Raw genomic sequence first — 15,771 nt, forward strand, 5'->3', positions numbered from 1 at the left:
CCTTGGTCCAAAAAGGAAAGTCCTTGAATGCTGGAGCTGAAAAGCCGAAGCCTAGGGAGCGAGCCGTTTGGGGCCGGTGAGCTGATGCTGATGCTCACCTAAGTTACAGGGGAGCGAGTCAGAAGCTCTCAAAAAGCCACAAGACATACAAACAAACTGTTGTCTGGCGACAAAATCAGGCGATGGTCAAGAGTGGCCAATCACGAGCTCTAGAGTGGATTGTCCTTCTTCTCAATCTTGGTTGTAGCTGAGATGGTGTGGTGAACCAAGGGAATCATCAGAATCGGCCTAACGTTCTTACGAGCAGAACAGAACTATTGAGGAAGTACCGTTCGAATTGATCAGAAGGACTGAGATTCTTGATCTAAATCGCTTTCAGGCCAATGTTCAGATCAACACATTCAAAAGAACGTTTAAATGTCGTAGTGGGCACCTGCCTTGGCTTGGCATTTGGACTGAGCTGAACTGATGACTTCCCCAGCATTCACCTGATCTAAGAAGCATTGACAGGTGAACTGGCCCATCCCTGCAGGAGGCGTCTTCCCTGCATTGGCCATGGCTGCGTTAAAACCCAACAAACACATTGTGGTAATGGCATTCTCGTGCTCGCTGCTTTGAGCTAGACCATCAACCATAGACATAGCAAAAAGGAAACTGCTCAGACTGATGGATAGGCAGATTCGCTGCAAAAGAGCCATCGACGCTGAATTAAGAAGCGCGCTGGATATGCAACTCTCGATTCATCACCTTGAGACGTTTTAGATCTTTAAAAACATCCTCAGGCATTCCTTTGGGAAGATCCACAAGACTGTGCGACTCAAAAATCTGGATGCGACCAATCATCCGTCCTTCCAGCCCGGATTCATTGGCGATGGCACCAACCAGATTGCCAGGCTTGACACGATCGCGGTGACCGACTTCCACACGAAAGCGCTCCATGTGATCTTCCGGCGGCCTCGATGAACGCTCAGGTCTTCGGCCAGAGCCTCCACGACTACTTTCGTGACGATCGTTGCGGCGGCTTCGCTGAGTTGATTGCTGCAACCAGCCCTCATCAGCCTGCACCAAAATTGGGCCTGGGCCAACAGCAAGCTCTAATGCTGCTAGAGCCAATTGCTCTGGACTGAGGCTGAGCTCCTCAACAACACGCTGGATTAGCTCCTGGAGAAGGGCTGTCTCCTCGGAGTTATCTCTCTCCGTCTTAGCGGCAGTGGTGAGGCGTTGACGAAGGCGATCAAGACGACTCTGGTTAATCGCTGCATTATTGGGGATATCCATCGGTTCGATGGGTTGACCTACAGCACGTTCAAAGCCGCCCACAAAGCGACGCTCCCTAGGATTCACGAACAAAATGGCCTCTCCACTGCGGCCAGCCCGGCCGGTACGCCCGATGCGATGCACATAGGCTTCGCTATCAAAGGGGATGTCGTAGTTGATCACCAGGCTGATGCGATCGACATCTAGGCCTCGAGCGGCAACATCAGTAGCAACCAAGATATTCACGCTGCCTTTGCGCAAACGTTCAACCGTTCGTTCCCGTTGGTTCTGAGGTACATCCCCGTTCAGTACGGCAACATCGTGTCCAGCGGCTTCCAGTGCCTCAGCAACTGTGAGAGTGATCACCTTGGTGCGGGCAAAAATAATCACTCCCTCACCAGTGAAAGCCTCAAGAACCCTTCTAAGGGCTTCAAGTTTGTGGCTGTTCTGGAGAGTGATACATCGCTGACGGATGAGACGAGCCTCCTGGTCACGGCTCTTGATCGTGATCTCTGCTGGTTCGTGTAGGTAACGCTTCGAAAGTCGACGGATCTCTGATGGCATCGTTGCCGAAAACAGCACCATCTGACGTTCTTTAGGCAACTGCTCCAGGATCCATTCGACATCATCGATGAAGCCCATACGCAGCATTTCATCGGCTTCGTCAAGCACCAAACACCTCAAACCAGAGGTGTCGAGAGTGCCCTGCCTCATGTGATCCATCAAGCGGCCCGGGGTGCCTACCACGACATCCACGCCACGCTTGAGCGTATTGATCTGAGAGCGGAAATCGGCTCCGCCATAAACCGCCAAAACTTTGAGATGCGGATGGCCAACGGCATAAGCACGGAACGAATCCGCGACCTGCATCGCCAACTCCCGGGTCGGGGCCAGCACCAACACTTGGGGACGACTGCCATGATCCTGAAGCCGCTCGATCAGGGGCAACGCAAAAGCTGCTGTTTTGCCTGTTCCAGTCTGAGCCTGACCAACTAGATCACGACCCAGCATCAATTCTGGAATAGCAGCTTTCTGAATTGGAGAGGGTTGCTTATAACCCTTTTCTGCAAGGGTCTTGAGCAACGGCTCGCTAAAGCCAAAACAATCGAATTCGGAAACTAACTCTGTCGCTTCAGTCTCTTCACAGGCCTCAGCGGCTACAGCGACCGAGCCATCGCCTGAATTGTTTTGATTGGTGGCCTCAGCCACAGTGATTAAACCATCCTCCGAGCTCGTTGAAGAGATCTCAGACGCACTCTTTTCAGGGGAACACGAGACGTCCTCGTGCGATTTTGTATGGGTCATCGAGAGAAGGCGTTGTCTGCCTGATTGATCCTTTAAATCAGGCAGACAACGCCCCATACGCGGATACCCACGTTGTGCTGCCTCGCCTTTTCTTCAAAGGTTGATTGCCTAACTTATCACCCGTCCGTAGTCATCCTCGAGGCGTTCAATATCTGATTCCTGCAATAGCTGACCATGCTGAACCTCAACGACCACCAAATCGCTTTGGCCTCCACGAGCTCGGTGAAGCACTCCCAGAGGGATATACAACGTGGTGCCAGCTTGAGCATCGTGCCAAGTGTTTTTACAGAAAAGCTGCCCCTGGCCTGAGACCACAGTCCAATTTTCACTGCGATGTTGATGGCGCTGAAGGCTGAGCTGTTGACCGGCAAAGACCAAAAAACGCTTGACCTTATAGCCCTCTCCTTCGAGCAGATCTTCATACCAACCCCAAGGACGCTCAACTCTCTGGGGGGCCTTGCTCATGCCTCTGCTAGCAGTTGCGTTCAGCATGGCGGCGTCAGCCTCAGCCGTCACTACGACCAGATGGCATTGCAGTAACGAGATCCACTCGCTGTCGCGCGCGCGTGATAGCAGTGTAGAGAAGTTTCCTCTCGAAGCTAGAAGCGCTCTCACAACCATCAGCGCTGGTAGCCGACACAGCCGTGATTTCCGGCCAGAGAAGAATGACATGATCAGCCTCACTCCCCTGAGACTTATGAACCGTAAGAGCCAAAGCTGGCTCCACCACGCTCAATCGGGCCGGGTGGATGAAGCGTGTGGTCAGTCCTCCCTGCTCAGAGATCACGCGAAACAGGATGCGCAGATTGTCTCCTTGACCAACCACCAAGCCAACGTCACCGTTTGCTAGCCCCAGTTCCGCTTGGTTCTCGCAACACATCACCGGCGTTCCCAACGGCCAGCGCATCACTCCAGCCTCAAGGCTTTGACCCAACAATGCGCGATGCACATGATCGACTCCCCAAAAACCACGACGTTTCGGACAAAGCACCATCAACCGCTCGAGAGAATCCAGCAGAGACTCAGCTGCAACGGCAAGATTGGTGTTGAGCATGGTTGAGGTATAAGCATCATCTGGCAGCTCGAGCATCAGTTCGGCAGTGAGTCGTTGCAGTGTTCTGCTGTGCTCTTGCAAGTGCTGAACTAAAAACCTTGGCATGCTGCTGAGGTTGTATTGATGCTGCTCAACGTTCGCTGATTTCGGCAGAAGAGAAAGTTGTTGCCAAAAAGCAGAAAGGCCCTGATCACACAGAACTCTGCTCAACGTCGCTAGTGAACCGCGGTTGCGATAGAGCTGATGCAGGTGAATGGCACCATGATTGAACTGTTGGCGAATATCAGCCTGTTGGAGTTGATGCCAAACCGCTCCACTACCAACTGGAGGCAACTGATCGGGATCACCAATCATTACAAGCTGACTATCAACAGGAAGGGCGTTTAATAACGCCTGCATCAGGGCAAGCTCCACCATCGACATCTCATCAATAACGAGGAGATCAAGCATTAGGGGGTGTTGTTGATGCCTACCAAACCCACCAGGCCTGGCCTGAAGCCAGCGGTGAAGGGTGCTAGAAGGCAGGCAGGTCAATGCCTGCCGCTGGGGGGGGGGGATTGTCTCAAGCCCCTTGCGAACAGCATCCTCTAGGCGTCTTGCCGCTTTGCCTGTGGGAGCAGCAAGACCAATCCTCAGGCCTGGTCTCAACGTGACTGCCCGCGCCAACATTTGCACGATGGTGCTGGTTTTGCCCGTGCCTGGACCACCACTCAACAACACCACGCCATGGTTATCGATGGCTTCTACGGCAGCCTGCTGTTCAGGGTTAAGCCCATCCAACAAAGCAGGATGATGGGATGGTGTGGTGCAGGCTGAAGTCGGTTGAACAACATTTGACCTGTTGATCAACTCCTTGATCACCGCGTCCATGTCACCATGCCAACGACGCCAACTCAATTGATTGCCGTTTAAAACCATCGGAGAAGCCGCGCCTTCCAGCCAGCCACTAGCCAGCAGGGCCTGACAATGAGCCTGAGGCCATCCCATCGCTTTGAGTTCTTGAGGGGGAGACATCGCAGTGAGATTCAGCTGCAGCTCACCGCGGGCTAATGCATCCATCAAGGCATTGACCAAGTCCTCGAGATGAATTGATGAAGCCTTGGGCGGGAGACGCCTCAACAACGTTTGATGCAGTGCTCTGTGAAAACCTGATGGCCAAGTGGATGAATCGCTGCGAGTCATTGTCCTCCGTTCTTGAGCAAGCGATCCAAAAGCAAAACCCGCTCCAATGGTGCGGGCTCCACAATCAAGCCAGGCACTGGTTTAGTAAAGGAGCGACCATTCATAGCCTTAGCGCCTGGGACGCCCCTAAGAAAAACGTAGACGTATCCGCCTAGATGGCGCTGTGGTTCGTAACTTGGCAACCGCCAACGCAGAAAACGATGGAGTGCGACCAAATAAAGATGGGCTTGAAGAGGGTAATGATGAAGGAGCATCTGCTGCTCCATTGCGGAGTCGTCGTAATGGAGCGGACCACAAGCGACAGCCTGCCCCTCTGGATCACGCCGACCGATCCAGTTGCTTTTCCAATCAGCAACCCACCAACGAGCTTCTAAAGATTCTTCTGAATCGGTGAACACAAGATCAATCGAACCGGTAAGAAAACCACGACTGCAAACATTGAGACCTTTAATCATTTCGGCATAGGGCAAGCCAAAGCGAGCCAATGGATTCAGATGAAAAACACTGGCTAGATCAAACGAACGCAACACCTTGCCTTGATGAGCAATTGGCAAATCGAAGCTGAGTTCATGAATGCGACGTTGACCATGCAGTTGATTCAGTCGCAAGCCTCCAAGAGAACCACCAATTGGAGTACTCAACACCCTGTCAAGACCATCCTGCACTGAGGCGAGCAGAGTGATGTCAAGGCCTGCGCGTCGTAGCTCTTCTTCAATCACGATGACGACATTCGGATCTTGCAATGGCTTGCAAAAATCCAGTCGTTCAAGAATCCGGTGTAAGCAATCCCCTGCTGCTGCACCACGAGGGAATTGCCCCAGAGGGCTCTGGTCAGACCAGTTCAACGTTGGAGTTGAGCGAGAGGCATCAGCAATCGCACTCTGATCTTGAAGTTTGAGCATGGGTTCAAGCTTCTGCTGATCGCTATCTCGACCTTCTTCCAACTCCAAAGGATCAGCCGGAGCACTGCCGTCATAAGTGTGTGTAGCAGACACCCAAGCGGAATAACTACTGCGACCCCAAGACAGATCAAGGCGCCGTTGCGGTGTTGGGCCAAGAGTTAACTCACCTTGAAGCGGCGGCGGTTGCCAGCGCTGTTGCATCGATTTCAGCTGAGCCGGAACAACAGTGATCGGCAACTGCTGGCGATCAAGCCAAGCACTCATTCGTTCTGGCGTGAGATCCTGAATCGCTGCATCGATGGCATCCACACCAAACAGCCAAGCGCTGAGGGGATTGCCTTCCTGTTTGGCGCCCCGAGCCCAAATCAACATCAACAGAGAGCAGGCTCTTGTGATCGCCACATAGGCAAGACGTTCGGCTTCCTGCAGGGAAGCTTGATGAGCCTGCTGTGAAAGCTGCCATCCTTTCCCCCAGCCGGTGCTGAGTGCTACACACCAACGCGACTCCGAGCCGGATCTCCACAGGGGGCCGCGGGGGAGGGAGGGGGCTTGCCAGAGGTAGGGACAAATCACAACGGGATATTCCATCCCCTTGCTGCGATGCACTGTGACCACAGCAACCGCACTCTCGGCCACATCACTGTGAGGTTGTCGAGCCTCTGGAACCGGATCAACAGGTTGTAGTCGTTGGCGACGCAACCAATCGGCTGCAGTAGACGCATCCAAGCCTTGGCGATGAATCACCTCCTGTACAAGCTGCGCACATTGATATAAGTCGCCTAAAAGACGTCCGCGTTCTGAGAGATCAGCCATTGTGCGGCCTTCAAGTAACTCCGCTAGGCAGCCCATAAGACCAAGGCGGGGAAGATTCATGGCCCAATTACGGAAGCGAAGGGCTAATTGATCGAGCTCACCATTGCATTCAGCATGAGCGAGCTGCTCTGTATTCCATTGCATCAGAGCTGAACAGGCCACAAGCTTCAAACTGCTGCTGTGGGAGGGTCTGGCCAAACAATCCAGAAAACGTTGTAAGACCTGGGCCGCTTCACTGCTGAGAACATCCCCCTGGCTAACAAGCCGAGTGGGCACTGCAGCGACAGCAAGGCCCTGGCGAATGCTGGCTGCCTGTCGATGGCGACCAACAAGTATGCAGATATCAGAAGGGCTGAAGTTGTATGAATCACTCTGAAGCAGATCCAAAACAGCATGGGCAACGGCCGTTGGGATCTGTTCTTCCAGGTTGGTTTTAGAGGTCAGTGGAGAAGGTATTGAGCCTGTTGGATGAGTAGCTTCATCAAGATTGAGCAGTTGAAGTGGATGCACACCAAGGGGCAAAGGCCTTGGTGTTGCTCCACTACAAGCAGTCAAAGATGGAGCATTTAGTTTTGAACGCCTCAAACCTGGAGCCATCAAGTGGTTCAAGCCATCAAGCAATGAAGTCGTTGTACGGAAGTTATCAAGCAAGGCGTCGATGCGATCAACCTTTGAACGTGCATGCAAGTAGGTGTTGAGATCACCACCACGAAATCGATAAATCGCCTGCTTAGGGTCACCCACCATCAACAGAAGATGGTCAGGGCTATGTGCAAAGGCCCCTTCAAGCAGACGCCATTGCACAGGATCGGTGTCTTGAAACTCATCAATCAACGCGACGCGATAACGCTGTCTTAACGCCTCAAGCCATGGTGCTTGTTGATCAGCATGGGGTTGAGCGATGGTCTCGGATTGAGGCTTGGGATCCAGTGCAGAGAGAAGCTCTGCGTAGCTCATCACACCCCGCTGTCTGCGGCGCTCAGCCAACGCAGACAGCCCCCAATGCAAGGCATGATTCCACACCTGTTCAGCAGGGCCATCACAAAGATCGGCAATTGATCTCTGCAATGCAGGCATCAGAGGAGTGGAGTTCTCCTCGCCGCAACGCCGAGCAACTGTGCAAACAACAGCTGGATGAAAGTAATCCATGAGCAAGGATTGATCACGGATCGCTGCGTAGCCAGGAGTAAAAGACTGATCAGAATGTTGTGGTGGTTGGGAGAAAGCTTCAAGCCAGTGATTGAGGATGGCGAAACGATCTTTTTTGGGTTTAGGGCTAAAGGGTTTTGTATCTTTAGCGCCCAGAGATCGCCAATCAGCAGCGCGGCTCGATAAAGCGATATCCAATTCAGAGCCGTGTCGTTGCCAGTGATCAACAAACTGTTGCCAGCACTGCTGAAGGTAGGCATCGAACTGGCTTGATAGCGGTTGTGAAGACAGCAGATTGCTGGGGTGAGTTTCAAGAGCCAAGCTGGGATCGCTATCGAGTTTGAGCAAACCCTGTGCCAAGTTCTCAACGCTCAAGCCAGCGTGCAGAAGACCGCGTACATGCTGGGCATCGAGAGCTAAGACTTGTTGCTGCCAATAATCATGAACAACTTCTTGAATAATTTCTTGTTCTGAGTCATCGAGGCGTGGGTCCATGACAGCACCACTCTCAAGAGCCTGACGCCGCAAGGTGCGCCTGCAGAACCCATGGATGGTGGTGATATCAGCCAGATCAAGGCTCTCCATTGCTACCAAGAGAGAGGAGATCCATTGATGCCGATGAGAAGCATCGTGGCCTTTGCACTGAAGCCATTGCTCCAGAACAAGATCAGGCGGCTTATCAGTGGCGCCATGATCGAGGGCTTCAAGACCTTCAAGAGCATCCTCAAGGCGTTGGCTAATGCGAGAGCGCAGCTCTGCTGCTGCAGATTCAGTGAAGGTCACCACCAATAGTTCACTAATTTGGTGGCCGCCTTCAGTGAGCAGTCGTAAAACCAGGTGAGCAAGAGCAAAAGTCTTGCCTGTTCCTGCACTGGCTTCTAGTAAGCGCAGGCCAGGTCCGAGGGGGTAATCATTGGACTGGAAGCAATATTCAGGTTCACGGCTGACATTAGCCATTGCAGTGCAGCAGAGCTAATTGGTAAATCTCACCGATCATTCTCTGCCTTTGACATCGCATTTACCAAAAGTGCCTAAAGGCGTTGAAAAACTCAACTTACTAACCACTTTAAAACAATTTTTGACTAGTAGCTTCAAATATAATTATTGTTCATTGCCTAGTCTAATCTGCCAAAGATCGCTCCATCCCAAACAAGCTCAGATAGTCATAGGTTGCGCAATCGATTACTGAAGGATATTAATTATTAATCCTGTTATCTACTGATTCCGTACTGGGCTTATATAAAAGCGATAACATATATAACATACCTCAACAATTCTCTTGTTCCACTGTCTAAGCATTTCAATGAAGAATCAATAGAATTGATCTCTCCACTTGCATCTCAGGCATATAATCTCATCGAATCTGGCCAAGCCGTAACACAACTCTCAATAACTAGGACCTTTTGAAGAAGCTAATCTTTGCAAGAGTTCCATGCTCAACTGAACTACCAGAACTCCAATTCCTATTAAAAGAACTAAATTGAGGTTGGTACTTGCAAGATGAGCGAATGAGAAAGAAAAGCATGCATAACCGCAACCTGCCAAAGAAACCATAACGGCCCACACGCGTCGATGAGCCTCAGCAGATGGCAAAAACTCTCCAAGCCTGTCATAAGTAAGAGTGGCCGTCATCCACATCCATACACCAATCAGAAACGTTGCTAAAAGGATGATTGAAACTTCATCGCTAAAGAAAAACAGCAAACTGGCCAGAAGTCCAATACAAGAAACCAATGGGAGCATCAAGGATGTCGGCCATCGGCGCGGTAAAAAGGCTGCTGTGAGTGCCCCAACCGTAGAGCCCAATCCAAGTAAAGCTAAAGAGTCACTGCTTAAAGAAGAGGCTTCACCAAATTTCTGAGCAACAACGATCGGTGCATAAAGGGAAATCGGCACTTGCCCCGCTCCTACTAACAGCCCTCCACCTACGACCAGAACCACAACTCGCCAACGATTGCCTGGTTTTATTGCACTTAAGTCAGTTGAGCTCTCAGCAGATTGAGATTGTCCAGAAGCAGATTGAGACTGTATTGACTTGCTAAGCAACCAAAGCACAGGCAATGCCAATGCCATCGACAACAAGGCCAAAACGACCCAGGCGATCATCGCCGAATGATGGGCAAAGAGGCCAATTGCAAATGCACCAAGCAATGCTCCAATCCCTCCTCCCGCAAGAACCAAACCTGAACCTCGGCGTCGATGACGCGAATGCAAGCCAGCAAGAGCAATCGCTGGAATTCCACTAATCAAATGGCCTGCTGCAAAGCCTGCACAAATTCGAGCTACTGCTTGCCACAAAAAACTCGATTCAAATGCCTCCAGCCAGAAAGACAGCGGCAGCAGCAATAATGCAAGCATCATCATACGCAGAACAACTTTTCGATTGCGTATCTGCGAATGGTGCAAAGAGCCCAATAAATAAGCACCAAGATTTAAGCCTGCAAGATCTCCCATTCCAGTGGTACTGATCCAAGCTTCATCGATCATGAAGCGTCCAACTGCCCCAAAATCAAAGCGGGATATGCCAAGCCCGATTGCAGTAGCACAGCTACCTGCAATGACCATAAGGTTGAAGGGGCTGAGATTATTTTCAGCTTTTTGTATCAAGATAACTCCGTAAAAGTTGGCGCGAATCTCGTGAGCATTGCCCACTCCCCATTCAAGTTACTTTTGCAGCCAAGAACACCAAGGGCAAAAAAGCTTAACAATAATGGGCAGGATAGATTTTGGCGTAACTTCTCAAGTCATCATTGCTGATCTCACTTTTAAGAAGCTGGTGTGTCTTAAAATTTCAGACCTTAAGTATCATACAGAATGAAGCTGGTTTTTTAAACAACTCAGCCCCAATTGTGCGCCTCTATCCAATACACACCCAACCCAAAAAAGTAACTTTTAATCCCAATCAGCTTCTCCAGTCCAGCAGAGGAAACCCTGGAATAATCGCTGCAGTACTAGTGCGATAGGCACTGTATTCAGGATGCAAGATCATTAACTTTCGCTCCTCCCGCCGAGCCTTACCCCTCAGCAAAAGGCACAGCGCAAGGAACAACGCCACATGCAACAGGCTGCCAAGGGCAATGGCAACTCCAGCGGAACACAGCAACAGCGCTTGATAAAGCGGATGGCGGCAGCGTCGATAGGCACCCATCGTTACCAGGGCAGCAGCGGGCTTTGGATCAGGCAGTGGTGAAAGGCTTGCGCCAAGACGCCAAAACGCTTGAACCACTAACAACACCCCCACTCCAAATAGGCAGGCGCCAAAAATGGTAATTGGCAATGGCCAGCGATATCCCCAACGCTCTAAAGAAGGCCAAGGGGGCAAAAGATGGGCTGCAATCAGGATGATCTGTGCCAACAGCCACCACTCACCCTGGCGATTATCCAGCCAGCCTCCCCAACTCAGGCCCCAACCAGAAAAAGCCATACCCAGAGACTCTGCTGGGCTTTGCTTTGTAGAATTTGACATCGAAGCCATGACATGGATCTATTCACACAAGTCTGCGCAGACTGAATAGCAAAAAGCTTGCATGACCTTCAAATCAATGATCAGCCGCAATGACTTCTAGATCGCCAATGCCTCAACCAAAGGGCCATAGAGGCTTGTGTATGCCTGCTCAAAACCAGCGCTGTTGAGAAGCTCTGAAGCTTCGCAGTTCAGACCAAAACAGAGCTGCATCTCAGCCCGTTCACGCTCACCCTGAACATTAAATCCGCCACTCCACGAGTGACGGAAGGCTTGTTCACCCCTACCAGCCAATTTGTTGTTGGCGTTGGCGTAGGCCCAACCACTCATCGGTGGCACCGGCCAACACTGACTCAAACCCTGACAGGCCAAAGCCTGCAAAGCAATGAGTTGTTCTCGTGCTTGCTCGGCTGGAAGTGGCTGCCAACGCAGAGCTATCTCAAATTGATCCTTCTTGGCTGCTGATCCACAACGGGCTACGACGACAGTTGCCGAGGTAAGTGTGTGATTTGCGCAAACCTGCAAATGGCTTAGCCATCCCTCCATCACCCCCCTTGACTTCAACTGACCTGGTTGCACCACCACGACCGTGTCCCCAGCCCAAAGCATTTGCCTGGAGCCATCCGCCAATTCAAGACGTCGTGTCGAGCATGGTCCCATGCTCAGTAGCGTTGCCTGTAAATGTTGCCAACGCTTCTCGAGTCGTTCGCACTCCAACGTCGAAGCTGCTCCTGGGGGAAGGGTGCCTTGGCCGGCATAGCGATGCTTCCAATCACCGGCTTCTGATTCCTGCAGCAATGCCTTCTCATCCGTAGGGAGATGGCCAAGCAGCTCTGACAAGCGTTGCCTGAGCAAACCATGCCGATGCCATTCATCTAGATCGAGGGCCTCAAGGTCTTCAACAGGATCAAGCCATTCACGTGGTGTTACCTGAAATTGCTCCAGCCAAATCAGTTGGGGAGCGATTAACCAGCGCAACAACAATTCAGATGAGATAACCGCAGAAGCCTCCAATGACACCGAACTCCAATGCAAAGGCAACGCAAGGGCAAGGGGTGGTGGCGCTAGAGTTTTATCCAACCAGCGGCGCGCCTCGAAATGGCGACGGTCACAGCTAGGAGGCGGTTGGCTCCCCTGAGATAGAAAATTACTGCGCTCAAGGGGATTGGCGGCTGGTTCTCGACATAGGCCCTCAAATGTCTCATCGCTGAGCTCATGCTGCAGCCGTCCAAGCCATTGCTGCACAGGGCTAGCAGCTGGGCGACATTCGCCCGTGTGCTCATCGCGGCTGTTCCAGGTGATCAGCAGATGCTGTCGAGTCGACATCAATGCTTCCAAAAGCACATAACGATCTTGATCACTACTGCGTGGATCACCTAACTGACGCTGCTGCTCCAATAGATGAAAGCCAGCTCGCTCGCGATGGCGAGGGAAAACATCAGCGTCCAATCCCATCAGCACGATCACACGATGAGGGATGGCACGCATCGGCTCCAGAGCACTCACTGTGAGGGCACCAGTGCGATGTCCAAACCGCCCGCTATCTGCAGAGAGAGCTTCATTCAACACATCTGCTACAACAGCCGCTTCCAGCAACAACGTGCAGTCAGCACCAATCTGACGCCAATCCTCCAAAGCAATCAGCAGGCACTGCCGCTCCCAGGCCCAAGAGCCACCATCACCAAACAACTCCTCGACAAAACCCTGTAGAAGCTCTACCCAAGCTCCACAAGTTCGAGCACGACGAAACTCTTTCAGCTGCCGGCAGAACTGAGCCAAAAGCTGCCACCACTTCGCAAGCTGTGCTGGTTCCAGCCCCTCTGCGAAGGGTGCTGCTCCTCCAGGGGCCAGACCTGGTGTGCTGGGCAACACCAAGCCAAGCAGCCAGCGATCCAAGCACCAGCTGAGGCTATGGGTCTCATCACCACCACGCTCCTCGGCATCAAGTCCCCAGCGAAATCCTGTGCGCTGCAAACAGCGACTAAGGCTACTGGCATCGTCCTGGTTGAAACCTTGCTGCTGCTGTATTGCGGGATTAGCGAGCAAGCCTTCAAGGGCGGTGGCAGTCAATCGCTCACCTGCGATCTGAAGCAGTTGCAACATCCCCTGCGTCAGCCCAGGGCTGTCCTGCTGGCTGCGATCTGTGAGCCGCCAGGGAAGCTCCACGCCAGTGGCTGCAGCATCGTTGAACACCGAGGCGAGCAGAGGAGCAAAACGATTGACCTGTGGGGTCATCACCAACACATCACGGGGTTCGAGGCTGGGGTCGGCAGCAAACCATTGCAAGATCTGATCGCGGACCAACTGCACCTGGCGCCATTGCCCAGGGCAAGCCAAAAACTGCAAAGAACTGTCCTCTTGCCTGCGCCGCAGAGGTTGATGATCCTCCGGCGAGACAAGCTGCTGCTGAAGCTGCTCAAGCAACGTAGGTTCTTGCCCGGATTCACAAGCCATGGTGGCCGGCGCGGCGAATAGATCACCCTCCTGCCACTGGCCAAGCTGACTCTCACCGCCACCTTCGAGCAACTGCTGAAATTCCGCGCCCATGCGTCCAAGGATGGCTTCTAAGCGCGGCGCTTCGAGCATCCACAAACCATCAGCCGGCTCGGTCCACTGATTCCCCAACGTCTCCCTTCTGCTACGACATCGCTGCCAAAGATCCGGGCAGGGGGTCAGCAGAAACATCTGTACGTCCACAAAACCCGAGAGGGCCTGAATCAACTCCACTTGCACCGGAGCAAGACTGCTCAGACCAAAAAGCCGCAGTTGACTTGGCAATGCCATGGCGGGGTTGTCTCCGCTGCGCAGCTTTGAAACAGCCCTATGCACCTGAATCCCGAACGGTTCAACCTGCAAACGTTCAGCCAATAAACGCAGCAGCTGGGGTTGCCAGCGCAGGGTTAAAGGCATCTCCTGCGATGAGTTCAAAAGCCGATCACTGCCCTCCAGCCATTGATGGATCAACTTGGGGCGGTAAAGCGCATAGTCGTCAAAGGCATCGGCAATGCTTCTGGCTAACTGCCATTGCACTCGGTTGAGGTGGCCTGGCCGAGATGGCTGCCGATTGACCCATTCTCTCAATGGCACAGCTTCTTCAGTCTCCAAAAGCTGTGGCAACAAATCAAGCAAAGGCCAAACGAGTCGACTAGCCCGCCAGGGATCTTCAGCATCACTATCGATCCCCAATATCATCCGAACCAATTGCCTTAAACGTGATCCCGGGAAAGGGAATCGCACCAAAGCACTGATGCCATTCACGCTTGCCAACTGTTCCCCCAGCCAGCGGCTTGTGGGCCAGGTGTTCACCACGACATCCACTGAGTCAAATAGACCTGGTGGTGCCAGACGCAGCTGCTCCGCCAACACTCGAGCTAACCACTCCGCTCTGTTGCTGCGGTAGATCGTCAGCAAGGCTTAGTAGAAACCAGGGATGATGATGTAGTCATCTCTCGAGTGAACGCCTCTTTGAGCTTGTCGACATCGCATGCAAGATGCTGATTCAACTTGCGGTCACCGCAGACCTGAACAACAGCATCGCGTTCAGGGCAATAGGCGCTCAGCAAGCCCCCGTAGCAAGCTCCCGTATCAATCATCACAATATGGCGATGGCGCTCCACCTGCGGACGAGGGGTATGAGCCACGATCACGCGTCCATAGCGACCGTCGTAATCCTCCCAGAATCGCTGACGAATGCTCAAATCAGGATTGCCATCGAGGTCAAAGCCAGCGTGAGTCGCAATCCATCCCTTGGCTTTGTAAACAAGAGGAAGCCCTTTCAAGCGGCTTAACCACTCTCGAGCCTGGCGATCACCCAATTGCAGGTACGTGTCAATCGCCAACAAAGCAGCCTGGCCATCTTGAGGGTCGACCTCCAGACAATCGATCAGGTGTTGTTCATGGTTTCCACGCAACCAATGAGCACGACCGCCACAGACCATTTCCCAGGCAAGCAACATGGTGGCCTCAATGGCCGGCCCTCGATTGATCACATCTCCACAAAACACGAGCTGGTCTGAGCTGGGGAGCAAGGCGATGAGCTCTATCAAGGATTGATAACAGCCATGGACATCCCCAATCACCCAGTGACATTCGCGGGGTGACTTCACCATCGCAGCAGCATTCTCTTCAAGATTCTGACTGGGCAGTAGCCATATGTCAGCGCTACTGCGTACGGTGAACAGTCTTGAAGTGGTTGATTTGGATCCACGCACGTTGCCGGTCATCAAACGAGTCGACTTACTCGTCAAATCCCTCAATGGTGCTGAGCGCACCAATGAAGCTTTGGCGCGTTGCGAGGATGCAGACTCCATGATTGACGTCCTTCTAGGTGCGGCAGCCCAGCTTGAGCTTGGTCTCACCCGGGAAGATTTGATGACCACACCACCAATCCGTGACTGGATCTGGTGGAAGGAGAAAGAGGCCCTGATTACCATCGGTGAAACCAAGCCCCGTTACAAACAGGACGATCGAGCCTCCACAGAGAATTCGACTGGACGTCGCACATTCCTAGGGTTATTCAGATTCTGATTGCTCAATGTTGGAGGGCCTGTTTTAGGCTTCAGCAGAAGGATCAGTAACGATCGAGATCACCTTCACTGCAGGCAGATTCATCTTTTTTACTCAGTCAAGATGTCCGGCATCAAAGA

The 15,771-nt window shown here is 52.5% G+C and carries 10 protein-coding genes; 1 reads left to right on the forward strand and 9 read right to left on the reverse strand.

The window, feature by feature from the left end:
* Positions 1–413: 413 nt before the first annotated feature.
* The 9 genes from PMIT1303_RS06015 to PMIT1303_RS06055 form a co-directional block, all read right to left on the reverse strand.
* Complete coding sequence (locus tag PMIT1303_RS06015; protein WP_063397938.1) at positions 414–698, reverse strand: hypothetical protein; 285 nt, start codon at positions 696–698, stop codon at positions 414–416.
* A gap of 10 nt (positions 699–708) precedes the next feature.
* Positions 709–2,619, reverse strand: a complete 1,911-nt coding sequence (locus PMIT1303_RS06020) for a DEAD/DEAH box helicase (RefSeq protein WP_082824450.1) — start codon at positions 2,617–2,619, stop codon at positions 709–711.
* 51 nt (positions 2,620–2,670) lie between these two features.
* On the reverse strand, positions 2,671–3,054 hold the full coding sequence (locus PMIT1303_RS06025) for a phosphomannose isomerase type II C-terminal cupin domain (protein WP_011825621.1): 384 nt from the start codon (positions 3,052–3,054) through the stop codon (positions 2,671–2,673).
* Positions 3,055–3,067: 13 nt separating this feature from the next.
* Entirely contained in the window at positions 3,068–4,798 is a 1,731-nt protein-coding gene (locus PMIT1303_RS06030; RefSeq protein WP_063397939.1) for an ATP-dependent RecD-like DNA helicase, read from the reverse strand.
* Positions 4,795–8,619 (reverse strand): UvrD-helicase domain-containing protein, encoded by a 3,825-nt coding sequence (locus PMIT1303_RS06035; protein ID WP_063397940.1) that lies wholly within the window; start codon positions 8,617–8,619, stop codon positions 4,795–4,797. Before PMIT1303_RS06035 ends, PMIT1303_RS06030 begins: the two co-directional genes overlap by 4 nt.
* A 429-nt stretch (positions 8,620–9,048) precedes the next feature.
* Positions 9,049–10,227: a YbfB/YjiJ family MFS transporter gene (locus PMIT1303_RS06040; RefSeq protein ID WP_231901356.1), complete on the reverse strand. Its 1,179-nt coding sequence runs from the start codon at positions 10,225–10,227 to the stop codon at positions 9,049–9,051.
* A gap of 337 nt (positions 10,228–10,564) precedes the next feature.
* A complete protein-coding gene (locus PMIT1303_RS06045) occupies positions 10,565–11,137 on the reverse strand; it encodes an isoprenylcysteine carboxylmethyltransferase family protein (protein ID WP_063397941.1) in 573 nt (190 codons plus the stop codon).
* Positions 11,138–11,224: 87 nt separating this feature from the next.
* Positions 11,225–14,536, reverse strand: a complete 3,312-nt coding sequence (locus PMIT1303_RS06050) for an exodeoxyribonuclease V subunit gamma (protein WP_063397942.1) — start codon at positions 14,534–14,536, stop codon at positions 11,225–11,227.
* Positions 14,530–15,435, reverse strand: a complete 906-nt coding sequence (locus PMIT1303_RS06055; RefSeq protein WP_074159209.1) for a metallophosphoesterase — start codon at positions 15,433–15,435, stop codon at positions 14,530–14,532. Before PMIT1303_RS06055 ends, PMIT1303_RS06050 begins: the two co-directional genes overlap by 7 nt.
* On the opposite strand from PMIT1303_RS06055, the gene PMIT1303_RS06060 reads away from it, so the two are divergent.
* On the forward strand, positions 15,434–15,652 hold the full coding sequence (locus PMIT1303_RS06060; RefSeq protein WP_231901357.1) for a hypothetical protein: 219 nt from the start codon (positions 15,434–15,436) through the stop codon (positions 15,650–15,652). The genes PMIT1303_RS06055 and PMIT1303_RS06060 overlap by 2 nt on opposite strands.
* Positions 15,653–15,771 lie beyond the last annotated feature (119 nt).

It is taken from the genome of Prochlorococcus sp. MIT 1303, from assembly GCF_001631965.1.
Taxonomy (GTDB): Bacteria; Cyanobacteriota; Cyanobacteriia; order PCC-6307; family Cyanobiaceae; genus Prochlorococcus; species Prochlorococcus marinus_D.

Bases quoted from the DNA above. Each gene is read 5' to 3' on its own strand.
- PMIT1303_RS06015 (WP_063397938.1), bottom strand. From the start codon at position 698: ATGGCTCTTTTGCAGCGAATCTGCCTATCCATCAGTCTGAGCAGTTTC.
- PMIT1303_RS06020 (WP_082824450.1), bottom strand. From the start codon at position 2,619: ATGGGGCGTTGTCTGCCTGATTTAAAGGATCAATCAGGCAGACAACGC.
- PMIT1303_RS06025 (WP_011825621.1), bottom strand. From the start codon at position 3,054: ATGCTGAACGCAACTGCTAGCAGAGGCATGAGCAAGGCCCCCCAGAGA.
- PMIT1303_RS06030 (WP_063397939.1), bottom strand. From the start codon at position 4,798: ATGACTCGCAGCGATTCATCCACTTGGCCATCAGGTTTTCACAGAGCA.
- PMIT1303_RS06035 (WP_063397940.1), bottom strand. From the start codon at position 8,619: ATGGCTAATGTCAGCCGTGAACCTGAATATTGCTTCCAGTCCAATGAT.
- PMIT1303_RS06040 (WP_231901356.1), bottom strand. From the start codon at position 10,227: ATGGTCATTGCAGGTAGCTGTGCTACTGCAATCGGGCTTGGCATATCC.
- PMIT1303_RS06045 (WP_063397941.1), bottom strand. From the start codon at position 11,137: ATGGCTTCGATGTCAAATTCTACAAAGCAAAGCCCAGCAGAGTCTCTG.
- PMIT1303_RS06060 (WP_231901357.1), top strand. From the start codon at position 15,434: ATGATTGACGTCCTTCTAGGTGCGGCAGCCCAGCTTGAGCTTGGTCTC.
- PMIT1303_RS06055 (WP_074159209.1), bottom strand. From the start codon at position 15,435: ATGGAGTCTGCATCCTCGCAACGCGCCAAAGCTTCATTGGTGCGCTCA.